Source organism: Pseudomonas chlororaphis, assembly GCA_001023535.1.
GTDB classification, from domain to species: domain Bacteria; phylum Pseudomonadota; class Gammaproteobacteria; order Pseudomonadales; family Pseudomonadaceae; genus Aquipseudomonas; species Aquipseudomonas chlororaphis_E.
In genome coordinates this window covers 3,494,057-3,508,665 of record CP011020.1, presented here as the reverse complement: position 1 = coordinate 3,508,665, position 14,609 = coordinate 3,494,057, and the positions used below count along the sequence as shown (strand labels likewise).

Below are 14,609 nucleotides of genomic sequence, written 5' to 3'. Positions count from 1 at the left end.
ATGAACCTGCGCCTGGAACGACACGCCGCCCATCCCCTGCGCCTGAGCGGCCCGCTGATCGAGGCGGCGCTGGGCGAGGTGGTGGTGGGGGAGGTCTGTGAAGTGCGTCGGCACTGGCGCTCGCCCGAGGTGGCGGCCCGGGCGCAGGTCATCGGCTTCAAGCCCGGCGCCGTGCTGCTCAGCCTGCTGGGCGAGGCGAAAGGCCTGTCCCGGGAGTCGATGATCGTGCCCACTGGCGCCACCTTGCAATTGACCTGCAGCGATGCCTTGCTCGGCAGTGTGGTCGATCCCCAGGGCCGCATCGTCGAGCGCCTGGCACCGTCGACGGCCGTGGCGCAACGGGACTGCCCGGTGGACGCCGACCCGCCGTCGTACCAGCAGCGGCGCCCGGTGGCGCAGCCGTTGCCCACCGGCATTCGCGCCATCGACGGCCTGCTGACCTGCGGCGTCGGCCAGCGCCTTGGCATCTTCGCCGCGGCCGGGTCCGGCAAGACCACCTTGATCAACATGCTGATCGCGCACACCGATGCCGAGGTCTTCGTGATCGGCCTGATCGGCGAGCGTGGGCGGGAGGTGACCGAGTTCATCGCGCACCTGCGCCAGTCGCCCCAGCGTTCGCGCTGCGTGGTGGTGTACGCCACCTCGGATTTTTCCTCGGTGGATCGTTGCAACTCGGCGCTGCAGGCCACCACCATCGCCGAGTACTTTCGTGACCAGGGCCGGCGCGTGGTGTTGTTGCTCGATTCACTGACCCGCTACGCCCGCGCGCGCCGCGACCTGGCCCTGGCGGCCGGTGAAGCGCCGGCGCGGCGCGGTTTTCCGGCCTCGGTGTTCGATGCCTTGCCGCGCCTGCTGGAACGCCCCGGCGTGACCGCTGGCGGCAGCATCACCGCGTGGTACACGGTGCTGCTGGAAAGCGATGACGAACCGGACCCGATCGCCGAGGAGATTCGCTCGATCCTTGACGGCCACGTCTACCTCAGCCGTGCGCTGGCGGCCAAGGGGCATTACCCGGCCATCGACGTTTTGCGCAGCGTCAGCCGCGTGGCGACACAAGTCACCACGCCGCAGGCTCGGCAATTGGCCGCGTCTGCCCGGGACACGCTGGCCCGTCTCGAACAGTTGCAGGTGTTTGTCGACATGGGCGAGTACAGCCCAGGGGCGGATGCGGCCAACGACCGGGCGATGCAATGCCGCGACGCCCTCGAGCAGTGGCTGCGCCAGCCCACGGATGAGCGCTGCGAGCCCGATGAAACCCTGCGCCGCCTGCATGACATCCTCGCTTGATGGGCGCCGCCTGCTGGCCCTCAGTCAGTGGCGCCAACAGCGCGGTGAGCACGCGCTGCTGCGCGTCCAACGGCAATTGCAGCCGCTGTTGCAGGAACGGCGCGACTTCGAGACGCAAGAGGCGGCGCTGCTTGAGCTGTTGGCCAGCCACCGCGCGAATGACTGCGTGCTGGATCACGGGCAACTGTTGGCGCTGCTGCGTACCCAGGCCGTCATCCGGCGACGGATCGATCTGCTGCGAGTCGAGCGTGACCGCGTCGACCAGCAGTGCGGGGCGGTTGAGCAACAGGTGCAAACCCAGCGCGAGTGCCTGCGTTCGTTGCAGCGCAAGCACCTTCAGCTTCAGGGTGCGGTCGAGCAGCAACGCCGCCGGCAACGGCTGGCGCAGATACGCCAGGAAGAACGGGAGCAGGAAGACATGACGGGGATGAGGCGATGAATCAGATTGTCGGGGCGCCCGCTCGGCCGGTGCAAACGTTGGAGCCCGTTGGCGAAGGGCGACTGGACGAGCGGCAGGACATGCTCGTCCCGGTGCAGGAAGAGGACTTGCCCCAGGGGGTGCTGGACCTACTGGCGGCGTTGCCGGGTTTTCCCCGACGGCAGTTGGACAGCGGTCGGGGGTTGGCTCGGCATGCGATGCCTATCGTTCAGGAGGGCGACGCCGTCCAGCACCGCGACGCGTCGCTGAGCGGCACGGTCGCGAGAGATGTCGTGCATGAGCGAAGCGTGACCGCGAAGCCTTTGCCACAGGCGAGCCCGTTGTCCGAGGCGATGTCAGTGGCGGTGTCGTCACGGCTGGAAATGGCCGTTGAGTACACGAATCTACCCATGCAGGCGGCACCGATGGAGCCGGCGCCGGCCGAGCCGTTCGCGGCTGTCGAGCAAGCGCTGCGCATGTCCGCACCGAATTCGCAGGTTGTCCGCCTTGTGCCCGGCGCCACCCCGGCGCCGCTTGCTCCCGTGGTCATGCCGACAGCGCCGGACGCAGGGGGGATGACCTCGCCGGGATTACTGCAGGTGCCGTTCAACAACGGTGCGGCCAGCGGCCAGGTGACGATCCATCGGCTGCCGGATGAGTCCGCTCGCCTGATGCTCAGCCCCAGCAATGCCTTGGTCCTGGAGCAACTCAAGGAGCCTTTCGCCCAGGCGCGGGAGCCGGCCTGGCGATTGACCGACAGTGACGGCGAACAACCGCGCCAGGGGTCGCAGCAGACGCCGGATGACGATCAGGATGAAGCGCCGGAACGTCCAGCGTGAGGGCTTTGAAACTGCGGCGGGTCGATTCCCGCCTGCACGCCTGCACGCAAGCGATCGAGCGTTGGCGCCGGGCCGGTCGGGCGGCTGGGTTGGGCCGGGTGCCTGACCGCTCGGGCCTCATCCAGTTTCGCGCGCAGGGCGACGGCGGGGACTGGCACGGGCTGATCCTGGCCCATGACTGGCTGCATCGAGCGTTGCCGAGCTCGCCGTCGTGGGTGGGGCGGCAGAGCCCGTTGTCGAGCATCGTCGCTTTGTTCCGTGCGGTGCCTCGGCCCTTGCCGTTGGCGGTGGATGAGCTGCGCTACAGCCGGCTGACGGATATCGAAGGCATTGAAAGAGCGTGGTCTCCGACGCACGACGTGCCCTGGTTGGACACGCCTCGCGGGCGCGTGTGGGTCACGCGCTTGCCGCCATCGGGCAGCGTGACCGAGCCCCTCGGGCCGGACACCTGGCTCAAGTCATTGCCGATGCGCCTGTTGTTGCAGTTGGGCGTCAGTGAGCTGCGCGCTGCAAGGCTTCGGCGCCTGCACAAAGGCGATGTCCTGCGCATCACCGAGCGGACTCAGCACGGTTTGCTGGCAAACCGTTGCCTGGGCGTTTTCACATTCACCGAAGAGGGCTTACACATGCAACCGAGCGTGGCCGATGCCGATCCACCGATCCCCCTGTCACCTGGCCCGGCCGTCGATCCGAGCGCGCTGATGGTGCGCCTGGAGTTCGTCCTCGCGACCCACGACATCGACTTGGCGCAACTGTCGCGGTTCATCGACGGGCAACTGATCCCACTGGCCGCCGATGCCGCGCGGCACATCGAGATTCGCGCCAATGGCCGGCCCGTGGCCGTGGGGGAGTTGGTGCAAATGGAGGCGCAGTTGGGCGTCGAGCTGCTTAAGGTCTATCGGGACGGCAGCGATGAATGACGTTTCGCTGATCGCGCTGCTGGCGTTCGCTTCGCTATTGCCGTTCCTGGTGGCGGCGGGCACGTGCTACCTGAAGTTCTCCATCGTCTTCGTCATCGTGCGCAACGCCCTAGGGTTGCAGCAGGTGCCTTCGAACATGGCGCTGAATGCGATCGCGCTGATGCTGGCGATCTTCGTCATGACGCCGGTGATGAAGCAGGGCCATGACTATTACAAGCACGAGGCGGTGGCCTTTACCGACCTCGAGTCGGTGGTGAATTTCGCCGAGAACGGCCTGGGCAGCTACAAGGATTATTTGCGTCGGTACACCGACCCGGAACTGGCGCTGTTCTTCGAGCGCGCCCAGGCGGGTCAGGTCGATGCCGACGCGGACCGGTATGCCGAGGATGACCTGGCGCCGTCGTTGTTTTCGCTGCTGCCGGCCTATGCGCTGAGTGAAATCAAAAGCGCCTTCAAGATCGGCTTCTACCTGTACCTGCCGTTCGTGATCGTCGACCTGGTGATCTCCAGCATCCTGCTGGCGCTGGGCATGATGATGATGAGCCCGGTGATCATCTCGGTGCCGATCAAACTGGTGCTGTTTGTCGCCCTCGATGGCTGGGCGCTGCTGTCCACCGGACTGGTCAAGCAATACCTGACCTTGCTGGCATAGGGGCGGACGATGAACGACCTGGTCTATGCCGGTAACAAGACCCTGTACCTGATCCTGTTGATGGTGGCCTGGCCGATCATCGTCGCCACGGTGGTCGGCCTGGTGGTGGGGTTGATCCAGACCGTGACCCAGTTGCAGGAGCAGACCCTGCCGTTCGGGTTCAAGTTGTTGGCGGTCGCCGCGTGCCTGTTCCTGCTCTCGGGCTGGTACGGCGAAACCCTGCTGGATTTCAGTCGCGAAGTCATCCGCCTGGCGTTGGACTAGGCCGATGTCGATGACCTTGTTCTTTGAGCTGTACGCCGGGTTTGCCGCCGCGCTGCTGGGCGTGGCGCGCCTGGCGCCGATGTTCTTCATGCTGCCGTTTCTCAACAGCGGTGTGCTCACCGGCGTGCCGCGCCAGGCGGTGATCGTGCTGGTGGCGCTGGGGTTCTGGGCCTATGTGGGCGTTCCCGTGCCCACCCTCGATAGCCTGGCATTTCTTGGTTTGATGCTGCGCGAGGCGAGCATTGGCGTGCTACTGGGCGGGCTATTGTGCTGGCCGTTCTGGGTGTTGCATGCCATGGGCAACCTGATCGACAACCAGCGCGGCGCGATGCTCAGCAGCACGGTGGACCCGGCCAACGGCGTGGACACCTCGGAGCTGGCGAACTTTCTCCAGTTGTTCGCCGCGGTGGTCTACCTCGAAGGTGGCGGCCTGCTGTTGATGCTTGAAACCGTTGCCCAGAGCTATCGTCTGTGCGCGCCGGCGAGTGGTTGCGCGATGAGCCTGCCGGCCATCCATGCCTTGCTGGACATGCTGGTGGGCAAGACCCTGGTGATCAGTGCACCGGTGGTGGCCGCGTTGCTGGTCAGCGAAGCCCTGCTTGGCTTGCTTTCGCGCTATGCGCCGCAGATGAACGCGTTCTCGGTGTCGCTGACGGTCAAGAGCCTGGTGGCGCTGGTGGTGCTGATGCTGTACTTCGGCGTGCACCTGCCGGATGAAGTGCTGCGCATGGGCAGCACGTCCGCAGGCCTGGCCGACTACCTGGATGTTGAAGAGGGCGGGCATGTCGTCCAGCGCCTCGAAGACTGAAAAACCCACGGCCAAGCGGCTCCGGGATGCGGCCCGCAAAGGCCAGACGTTCAAGGCCAAGGACCTGGTCATCAGTTGCCTGACCCTGTGCGGCATCAGCTACCTGGTCTTCAACAGCTCGCTGGTCGAGGTCATGGAGGTCTACCGGCGGATCATCGACAGCGGCTTTGACGCCGACCTGCAAGCGTACTCGATGATGTGGGTGCTGCTGGGCCTGGAAGCGTTGCTGCCGCTGTTGCTGGTGTGCGTGCTGACCAGCGCCGTGCCGGCCTTGCTGCAAAGCGGTTTTGCCTTGGCCAGCGAAGCGTTGAAACTCAATTTTGGCGCGTTGAACCCGGTCAATGGCTTCAAGAAGCTGTTCAGCCTGCGCACCGTCAAGGACACCGTGAAGGCGCTTTTGTACCTGGGCAGTTTCGCCCTGGCGCTATGGGTCGTCTGGGTCACGCAACGGCCGCTGCTATTTGCCCAACTGTTCGCCCAGGCCCCCGATCTGTTCGCGATCTGGGGACGTTTGTTGCTGGTGCTGGTGCTGGCGTTCCTGGCCTGTGTCGTGTTGATCGTCGTGCTCGATGCGCTGTGCGAGTACGGGCTGTTCATGAAGGACCAGATGATGGACAAGGACTCGGTCAAGCGCGAACACAAGGAGCAGGACGGCAACCCGCAGATCAAGGGCCGCCGCCGCGACCTGCACATGGAACTGCTGTCGGAACAGGTCAAGTCCGACGTGCGCAGCTCGCGCATGATCATCGCCAACCCGACCCACATCGCCATTGGCGTGTACTTCCGCCCGGAAATCACCTTGCTGCCGTTCATTTCCCTGATGGAAACCAACCAGCGCGCCCTGGCCGTGCGGGCGTACGCCAAGGAGGTCGGGGTGCCGGTGATCAACGACGTGGCCCTGGCCCGGCGCATCTTCAAGACCCACCAGCGCTACAGCTTTCTCCAGGTGCAGGAAGTGGAGCAAGTGCTGCGCTTGCTGATCTGGCTGGAGCAGGTGGAGCAGGCGTGAGGCCGATGTGCGCCCAGGCTCATGCACAACCCTGTGGCGAGGGGATTTATCCCCGCTGGGCTGCGCAGCGGCCCTAAACCAGACAACGCGGTGCGTCATGTCAATTGAGTTTGCCGTTTTGGGGCTGCTGCGCAGCCCAGCGGGGATAAATCCCCTCGCCACAAAAGATTTCTGCCGACCAGGGGAAGGCACTCACCGCAATGAGCGCAATTTGGCAGCGCCCCCCACCCGCGGTTTGGCTCAATGCACCCGTCAGCGACGCTGGCATTTTTTCAGGAGTGGGGCCGATGAGTCGCAACAACAAACAAGACGAGCAGGTGGCCCTGGAGGTCGTCGATGCGGTGCTCGCGGGCGCGGCGTTGAAAGACGTGCAAGGCATCAGTGACGAACACATGGCCAGCCTCTATGCCTTCGCCTTCGAGTTCTACGAGCAGGGGCGCCTGGACGATGCGCAGAAGTTCTTCCACTTCCTGTGCATCTACGACTTCTACAACAGCCATTACTGGATGGGACTGGCGGCCGTGCACCAGCTCAAGCAAGACCACCAGAAAGCGATCGACCTGTATGCGATTGCCTTCGCCCAAGGCAAGGACGACTACCGGCCAATGCTCTACACCGGCCAGTGTCACTTGGCCCTGGGCAAGGTTGGCAAGGCCCGGTTGTGTTTCGAGTATGTGCTTGAGCAAGCCACGCAAGACGATCTGCGCGAGCAGGCCAAGGTGTATCTCGACACCTTGGCCCACATGGAACAGCAATGTTCGGAGGACTGAACATGAGTGAGATTACCCGCCCCGCGTACCCGGGCGTCACGATGAACCGCGCCGAGGCCTTTGAGCGCTACGGCGCCGCCGCCAGCCAGGCCGCCAGGACCACGCAGTACCGCGAGGCGGGCCAGAAGGCGCTGGAGGACCTGATGTCGGTGCGCTACGAAGGCCAGGGTGGCCCGTCCACCTCCAGCCTGGGCCGGCCCGTGCTGCATCCGCCGCTGCGAGCCGACGGCAACAGGCAGGAGACCAATGGCGACCTGTTCACCTTGTTGATGGCGATGATCAGCGAGCTGATCGGTGAAGTCGACGTCAACAAACTGAAGAACCGCCTGGCGATGCTGCAGAGCATGGCGAGCGCCCGGCAGCAGGGGCTGGAAAGCCTCTCGGCCGATTACGCCGCGGCACTCCAGGCCTGGGCGGCGGCCGAAGGGCAGGTCGGCAGCAGCCAGGAGCATCTCGAGCAATTGCATGAGCGGCTCGTGCATGCGCAGGGCTTGCTGGCCGAAAGCGAAGCCCGGCTGGCGCAGTTGGACCCAGGGTCCGCCGAGTACGCTGAAGAACTGAGCCGCCATGATCAGCTCAAGGGCGAGTTGGCGAGCCACACCCAAGCCTTTAGCGCGGCGACCGAGGCCCACCTGAAATTGATCGGCATCGCCAATGCCTTTGCCAACACCTTGAGCGGTTTGGTCGCTAGGGTAGTGGTGTCCGGCATGAGCGGCTCCGCCACGCAAGAGACGGATGAAAAAGCCCTCAGCAGCAGCGCGCTGGCGTTGCTCAATCGCCTCAAGATCATCGAGTTGCTGGGCGAGGCGGCGCAGAACAAAGAGGAACTCAGCCAGGAGCTGTTCCAGGAATTGCAGGCCAAGCTTCAGGAGCACATGAAGCGTGAGTCGGATAAATATCTGGAGGAAGTCCGCAAGGCCGAGGCACTCCAGAAAACCATGGGCTGCATCGGCAAGATCATCGGTGCGCTAGTGGCCACTGTCACTATCGTTGCCGGGGTCATGACCGGCAACTTGCCGTTGATCGTGGTCGGGGTGGTTGGCATGGTTGTGATGTTTGCCGATGTGGTGGTAGAGGCAAAAACCGGCAAGTCGTTCATGGCCGAGGCCATGAAACCGTTGACCGACGCGATGCAGGAAGCCATCAAGCGGTTCACCGAGCTCTACACCCAGCTCTTGATCGATTTCGGCGTCGATCCCGAAAAGGCCCGGGACATCGCGCAGATCGCCGGCATGATCCAGGGCGTGATCTCGACCCTGGCAGCGGTGGCCCTGGTCGCCATTGTCGGCGTGCAGGTGATCGGGCCAATGGTGAGTGCCGTCGCTTCGAAACTCGCTTCCGTGGCCGCCCAGGCAGCACCCGCCGCCGTGCAAGCCATGAAGCAGATGGCGTCGTCGGTCGGTAACGCCCTGACGCAGGCGCTGAGCCAACTGCGTGGTTTCATCACCCACGGCGCCGATCCGGTGACGCTGGCCCGTTATGCCGCGAACCTGGAGATCGCCCAGGCCCTGACCGAATTCGGCAGCGTGGCGGTGCAGGGCGGGTTGCAGATCCAGAGCGGCAAGCACCAGGCCCAGGCCGCCGTGCACCTGGCGGACGTGCGGGTGCGCATGGCGATCAGCGAGGAAATCAGCCGGTACCTGACCCAGGTGGTCGAGGACTACGGGCAAGCGATGCGCGACAGGACCCGACAGATCGAGCAGGTCTTCGCCGACCTGCAACGCAGCCATGCCGTGAGCCTGAGCATGGTTCGGCATGTTTGAAATCAATCACTGACCACAGGTATCCGAGATGATCAATCCTTACGCTACGAGCGGGATCGCCCCTGCACGGGTCGATGCCAACCCAGAGCACCCGTCCAAAACGTATCGCTCCGGTTCCGCGGTGTTCGACGCGGCCACCGCCAGTCAGGTACTCGAACGCGACAGCTTCATCGCGCCGACTGAGCTCGAACGCAGAATCAACGCCTATCAGCCCACCGAAGCGGATGGGCAAAATTTCATGGCGGCCTCGATGATGCTCAGCGACGACGCGCGCAACGAACTGATCTTCGACCCCGGTGCCTGGGAAAAGCACGCCAACGTGTTGGTGGCCGCGATCATCGCGCTGAACATCGCACGCGTCGCCAACGCGCAACTGCGCGGCCATTTCACCGTCATGGCGTCCGACGCGGCCAAGGCCCAGGGCAGGGCCATCGTCGAGTCCGGCCAGGCGGCGCTGTACAGCGCCATCACCGCGGCCGTGGTGTCCGGCGCCGTCGCCGGTTTTTCCATGGTCAAGACCCTTCACGGGCAGGCGCTGAAGCACGCCGACATCGACCTGCACAGGCGCAACGCCTTGGACGCCGGCAACCTCGAACGCGACCTCAAGCTGCAGCGCCAGCGGGAGGACTGGGACCCGAAAACCACCTACAAGATCAATACCCTGGATGATTTCGCCCGTCCGACCACCGTCGATTTCAAACCCAAGGGCGCCACCCTGACGCCCCAGGAACAGGCCTGGTTCGACGGTGAGATCCTCAAGGCCCAGAAGGTCGGCCAGACCTCCGACTGGCTGAGCCAGATGGGCAGCAAGGGCATCGAGAAAAAACTGGAAATCGGCCGCGCCCTCGGCGCCATGTCGATGAACTTAAGCCAGGTAGTGGCCAACGTGGTGCGCCTCACCGAGCACGCCGCCCGGGAGCAGGAAGTGCTGCAGCAAAGCGCGCAGAACAGCCAGAAGAGCCTGGCCGATGAAGTCGCGCAGAAAGACGCGGCCGAAGCCGCGTTGTTGCAGAAGCTGATGGACATGGTGATGCAGCTTTTCCAGTCACGCGCCGACGTCGTGCGTGCCGTTACCGCTTGAGGGCATTCATAAGATGGACATACAAGGTGTCACCCAAACGCCTCGGCAAGCGACCTATGCCGATCATTCGGATCCCGCGCCGGCCCCGCCTGAAATGAGCGCGATGGGTCAGTCGGCCTTCCAACCGGTGGACGTATTGGAGCGTTCTTTCAAGACGCTCAATCGCCACCTCCAACGAATGCTCGAATGCTCGGCAGACACGATCGGTCGTTTGAAGAGCCTGGCGGCCGAAGGCTTGGCGAAGATGGATCTCGCAGAGGCCTTCGAACAGATCCACGCCAAGCGCACACGGTCGCAGTTGTGGAGCTTGCAATTGCGTCAGTGCAGCGCGGCCATGACCGGCTGCATGAGTGCTCTGGACGAAACCCGGCTTCGCCAGCTCGAAAGCAAACAAGGCGAAATCCTGCGCGATCTCAAGGTGCACCTGGACAAGGACAAACCCATCGAGATCGCGGAGGCCCTGGACGCCTCGATCAATTCCTCGAACGATTTCTTCGAAAAGCTCCTCGAACTGATCGACCTGATCAAAAACGGCTACCTCGCCGGCTACGAGCACATCATCGCCGCCTATTCGGACTTCTTCGCCGACTTCAACGCCGAGATCACCGCGCAGATGAAGGACTGGATCGAGGGCGCGAACGACGGCAAGGACGTCAAGCTCGATGCCGGTGCCCTGCGCGCCGCACTGACCCGGCTGATCGAAAAATACAGCCACCCCAATCCGGCTTCGGTGCTGTTTCCAAAGCCCGGAGAAGGCGGCGCCAGCAAGGACGAAGCCGAGAAATGGCTCAAGGCCCTGGGCCTGCCCGGCAGGTGTCTCAAGCCAAACGGTGACGGCACCTGGTGCGTGGTCATCGACCTCGACCCGCTCAACCTCATGAAGAGCGGCCTGCCCGCCAGCGGCGGCACCGTGACCTGGGACACCGCCAAGTACAACCAGTGGCAGACCGGCTTCAACGCCCAGGAAGAACGCATGAAGAACCTGCTGCAATCGTTGACCCAGAAGTATTCGAACGCCAATGCCTACCACGACAACTTCAACAAGACGCTGTCGGCGCATTTGAATCAGTTTGCGGATATGTTGCGGGCGATGTTGAATTTTTAATTTGTGTAGGTGCTGTGGATGGGCTTGTCGGTCGTTGAGATTTCTGTTGAGGCTAAGGTTGCTTATATACTGTCCGAGTATTTGGGTGTGTCGTGTAAGTTGGAAAGTTGCTTGAGAATAGTTGAAGACTTGAATGTCGACTCTATGGGGGTGGTAGAAATTGTTGTGCTGATTGGTGAGGAGTTTGATATAGAGGTTCCTCCAGATCAGGTGGCAAGGTGGAGGTCTGTTATGGATATAATTAATACTGTGCAGGACGTGTTGAGGAGGTAATGATTTAAATATTGTCGTTTTGTTGATTTAATGTTTTGTCGATGTTGTTTTTGGTGCTTGAGGTTTATTATGTTTTGTCAGGCTTCTGCTGGTGCGGGTATTTCTTCTCTGGTTTCGGTCTGTGATGGAGTTAGTTCACTAGCCCTGGGTGAGTCGCGTCTTGATTTAAACGAGCAGGAAATTCAGGAGATGTTACAGTCTAGAGGTAATAATGACCTGCTTAGAGAGCGTACGGGGAATAACCTATTGCTTGTTGCCCATCGGGGTCTAGGTCCGACGAGTGTGTTTGGCTCCACCTTTCCAAAGGAGTTGCCTCCCGAAAACAGTATCTCTAGCATCAGGGCTGCCATCATGCAGGGCGCAGACGCTATTGAAATTGATATCTTCAAAGCGGCGGATGGCACTGTTGTTGTTACGCATGATGATGAAATTTGGCGCAATGAGTACGGAGCAGATCGTACGGGCGCTCAGTTACCTTTTGGTGAGACGAAAGACTCATATCTAGTCGGTAAAAAAACGATTGATCAGTTGAGAGAGGTGTCGATAGGGCGCGATGGAGAGGTTATGCCCACGTTTTTAGAAGTGGCTGAGCTCGTCAATAATGCTAATGATGTATTGGCGAAATATGAGCAGCGACCTATTTTGTTGAATATTGAAATAAAAGATTCGACAGTGGTCTCCGAAATATTGGATTTGGTATGTGAGGGAGTTAGGCAGGCTGATAAATTTCCACTGGAGGATATAATTTTCTGTTCGTTTAAGCATGACGCGCTCAAAGATCTAAAGGTAGAGGCGGAGCAGCGAGGTATGCTGAATGTTAATATTGCTCCTGGCATAAAAACGACTGAATTATTTGGGAGGGAGAATGTCAATAAAGATTTTTCATTAAAGCAAGCTGATGCTACATATCCCGAATGGGCAATGGACAGTCTTCGGGCTCTCGTGGAGGGTAACGGATTTCAAGGTTACGATGGGGTGCTATGGGATTTGCGTGAGCCAATCGTCGATTTGGCAGTGGCCGGAAATAAAGTGATTCATGCATCGACTTCAGATTTTAGACAATACAATGATAATCGGGGTTTTGCCTTGCTTTTGTTGGAATTGAGTGAGCGAGTAACTACTTTTTTCAAGTGTGATAACGTTGATGATGCAAGGAAGGTTCTGCTGGAGTCGAGTCTTCTGCTGAATGGTGTTGGGATGCAGATGATGTATAAGCAGACGGCGGAAGGCGAAGACTGCTTTTATTTCTATAAAAGTCACGGTTGGCAAGATAATAGCGAAATTCTTACATTGGGGGCGGGCAAGGCTAAACCCTATTCGCAACTCAGGAATTACTGAGTTCACTTTTTTCAGTTGTCGAAGTTTAAGTGCTTCGTTGTTTTTTGTTGGTTGGCTTTGGGTTGTTGCTGCTGGTGGAATAATCCTACAAGCCTGGTCGTGTTTTCATTGTGACATAAGTTGTTTTTTCCTACGGATTAGCCTGAGTCAACTTCCTATAGTCACGCACCTCGCCATCCCGAGCCTGCCCACCCGGCAGGCTCAATTGCGCTTCAGTAACTTTCTATAGAGAAATCTCAGAGTATGGACAGTGCAACTGATCAAACGCCGGTCGGATCATTCGTGTTCGACCACTGGCTATTGCAAAGCGATGGAACGCTGACGCGAGACGGACAAGGTGTCCATGTTCCCCCCAAAGAATTGCACGTGCTGCGCCTGTTGCTGGGTTCGGCGGGTTCGGTGGTCGGCAAGGACCACCTGCTGGACCAGGTCTGGCCCCGCATGGACACGGCCGAGGAGTCGTTGACCCGCTGCATCTATGCTTTGCGCAAGTTGCTCAGGGACAACAAGGATTTCATCGCGACGGTGTACGGCCAGGGGTATCGATTCACCTGCCCGGTGGTGGCGCTCGATGGGCCGAGCCAGGCGAGGGCTACGGCGCCTTCGCTGGCGGTGCTGCCGTTTCGCAATCTGGACGAGACGGCGGCGCTGGATCTGCAGGATGTAATGATCCGTCAGTTGAGCGTGGCGTTCGGCGAGGCGTTGCGGGTTATTCCCTCGGGCATGATCGCGGCCTGTGGGGCCGTGCAGGATGTGTGCTCGTGGGTCGGGCGGTTGTCGGTGGATTACTGCCTGAGTGGGCGTTTCAGCGGTTCGGGCGCGGCGCCGCTGTGGTCGGTCGAGTTGATGCGCGGCGCCGACCAGGCGTTGCTCCATGGGCAGACGCTGGACGCCCGCGATGCCGGCGAGGCGTTGGGCGCGCTGACGTGTCTGGTGGCCCAGCGCGTACCCGGCCTACGCCCGGTGGGTGATCGGTGTGGTGCCTATCCGGTGGCGGTGGCTTATCTCAACGGGCTGTGCCAAGTGCAACGACACACGGTCCAGAGCCTGCGCGATGCGGCGGTGCTGTTCAGGCAGTGTGTGAACCTCGATGCCGGGTACGCGCCACCGTGGTGCGGCATGGCCGATGTCTGGCTCGGGCAGGCGATGATCGGGGTGGTCGATCAGGTGCGGGCCATCGAAGAGGCCCATGTGGCGGTTTCCAAGGCCTTGGCACTGGACCCCGGCAGCCTGCCGGCGTTGACGCGATTGGCCTTGCTTACCAGTCTGCGCGGCTGCGAACAGGCGGCCGAGGTGTTGTTTCGACGCTGCCTGTTGTCGGCCGATCAGGCGGACGTGTTGTACTTTCACGCCTGGCATCACTGGTTCTGGCGCCGTAACGAACTGGCTGCGAGCGTCATCGACCAGTGCCTGGCGCACGATCCCGATTGTGTCCGGGCCCGACTGTTGAAGGGGCGCATTGACGAGCAGCTGACCTGGGCCGGCGAGCGGCGCCTGGCATGAAGGGGCGTCGCAATCCTTGGTTGTGCTGGCCGGTGTGTCTCGGTCTGGGCCTGGGCGTGACGCAGGCCAATGCCTGGTGCTGGAGCAAGGCCGGGCAGTTGCATGGCATCGAACCCGAGCTGCTGCAAGCGATTGCCGAGGTCGAGTCGGGGCAGCAGCCCGGCGCGATCAACCACAACCGCAACGGCACCCGCGACATTGGCCTGATGCAGGTCAACAGCAGCCATCTGCCGCGCCTGCAACGCCAGGGGATCACCGAGCGGCGGTTGCTGGAAGAGCCGTGCCTGTCGGTGGAAGTCGGGGCGTCGGTGCTGGCCGAATTCATCGCCCGCCATGGCTACAACTGGACGGCGGTCGGCGCTTACAACGCGGGCAACTCACCCCATCGCCAGGCCGCACGCCTGCGCTACGCGCGCAAGGTCTGGCAGCGCTACCAAGCGCTCACTCAGGGCCAGCCAGGACGACCTGCAACCGAACCGTCGGACGGATAAGCCTCGCCACGGGGCTTGCTCGGGATTCTGATCCCTTGCGCGGCACAACCGGCAGATTTCGATCAGGAAGCCTGTTTGCGCAGTGCCT

At 61.6% G+C, this 14,609-nt stretch carries 16 protein-coding genes; all 16 read left to right on the top strand.

Translation table 11 applies throughout. From position 1 onward, the window contains the following. The 16 genes from VM99_15570 (at position 1) to VM99_15495 (ending at position 14,521) form a co-directional block, all read left to right on the top strand. Complete coding sequence (locus tag VM99_15570) at positions 1-1,287, top strand: ATP synthase (protein ID AKJ99414.1); 1,287 nt, start codon at positions 1-3, stop codon at positions 1,285-1,287. Next, positions 1,271-1,726 (top strand): type III secretion protein, encoded by a 456-nt coding sequence (locus VM99_15565; protein AKJ99413.1) that lies wholly within the window; start codon positions 1,271-1,273, stop codon positions 1,724-1,726. The genes VM99_15570 and VM99_15565 overlap by 17 nt, the downstream gene beginning before the upstream one ends. Continuing rightward, a complete protein-coding gene (locus VM99_15560) occupies positions 1,723-2,544 on the top strand; it encodes a hypothetical protein (protein ID AKJ99412.1) in 822 nt (273 codons plus the stop codon). Before VM99_15565 ends, VM99_15560 begins: the two co-directional genes overlap by 4 nt. Then, positions 2,541-3,464 (top strand): flagellar motor switch/type III secretory pathway protein, encoded by a 924-nt coding sequence (locus VM99_15555; protein ID AKJ99411.1) that lies wholly within the window; start codon positions 2,541-2,543, stop codon positions 3,462-3,464. The genes VM99_15560 and VM99_15555 overlap by 4 nt, the downstream gene beginning before the upstream one ends. Beyond that, the gene (locus VM99_15550; protein AKJ99410.1) at positions 3,457-4,116 is read left to right on the top strand and encodes a type III secretion system protein; all 660 of its coding nucleotides are present in this window, start codon (positions 3,457-3,459) and stop codon (positions 4,114-4,116) included. The genes VM99_15555 and VM99_15550 overlap by 8 nt, the downstream gene beginning before the upstream one ends. A gap of 9 nt (positions 4,117-4,125) precedes the next feature. Next, positions 4,126-4,380: a type III secretion system protein SpaQ gene (locus VM99_15545; GenBank protein AKJ99409.1), complete on the top strand. Its 255-nt coding sequence runs from the start codon at positions 4,126-4,128 to the stop codon at positions 4,378-4,380. Positions 4,381-4,384: 4 nt separating this feature from the next. Continuing rightward, on the top strand, positions 4,385-5,188 hold the full coding sequence (locus VM99_15540; GenBank protein AKJ99408.1) for a type III secretion system protein SpaR: 804 nt from the start codon (positions 4,385-4,387) through the stop codon (positions 5,186-5,188). Continuing rightward, entirely contained in the window at positions 5,163-6,197 is a 1,035-nt protein-coding gene (locus VM99_15535; GenBank protein ID AKJ99407.1) for a type III secretion system protein SpaS, read from the top strand. The genes VM99_15540 and VM99_15535 overlap by 26 nt, the downstream gene beginning before the upstream one ends. Before the next feature lie 287 nt (positions 6,198-6,484). Beyond that, positions 6,485-6,967, top strand: a complete 483-nt coding sequence (locus tag VM99_15530) for a chaperone protein SicA (protein ID AKJ99406.1) — start codon at positions 6,485-6,487, stop codon at positions 6,965-6,967. 2 nt (positions 6,968-6,969) lie between these two features. Next, the gene (locus tag VM99_15525; protein AKJ99405.1) at positions 6,970-8,730 is read left to right on the top strand and encodes a cell invasion protein SipB; all 1,761 of its coding nucleotides are present in this window, start codon (positions 6,970-6,972) and stop codon (positions 8,728-8,730) included. A gap of 28 nt (positions 8,731-8,758) precedes the next feature. Then, on the top strand, positions 8,759-9,811 hold the full coding sequence (locus VM99_15520) for a cell invasion protein (GenBank protein AKJ99404.1): 1,053 nt from the start codon (positions 8,759-8,761) through the stop codon (positions 9,809-9,811). A 13-nt stretch (positions 9,812-9,824) separates the two neighbouring features. Further along, positions 9,825-10,916, top strand: a complete 1,092-nt coding sequence (locus tag VM99_15515) for an Invasion plasmid antigen IpaD (protein ID AKJ99403.1) — start codon at positions 9,825-9,827, stop codon at positions 10,914-10,916. Positions 10,917-10,934: 18 nt separating this feature from the next. Beyond that, complete coding sequence (locus VM99_15510) at positions 10,935-11,189, top strand: hypothetical protein (protein ID AKJ99402.1); 255 nt, start codon at positions 10,935-10,937, stop codon at positions 11,187-11,189. A 189-nt stretch (positions 11,190-11,378) separates the two neighbouring features. Then, positions 11,379-12,527 (top strand): hypothetical protein, encoded by a 1,149-nt coding sequence (locus VM99_15505; GenBank protein ID AKJ99401.1) that lies wholly within the window; start codon positions 11,379-11,381, stop codon positions 12,525-12,527. 243 nt (positions 12,528-12,770) lie between these two features. Next, a complete protein-coding gene (locus tag VM99_15500) occupies positions 12,771-14,030 on the top strand; it encodes an invasion protein regulator (GenBank protein AKJ99400.1) in 1,260 nt (419 codons plus the stop codon). After that, positions 14,027-14,521: an invasion protein IagB gene (locus VM99_15495; GenBank protein ID AKJ99399.1), complete on the top strand. Its 495-nt coding sequence runs from the start codon at positions 14,027-14,029 to the stop codon at positions 14,519-14,521. Before VM99_15500 ends, VM99_15495 begins: the two co-directional genes overlap by 4 nt. Positions 14,522-14,609: the final 88 nt, after the last annotated feature.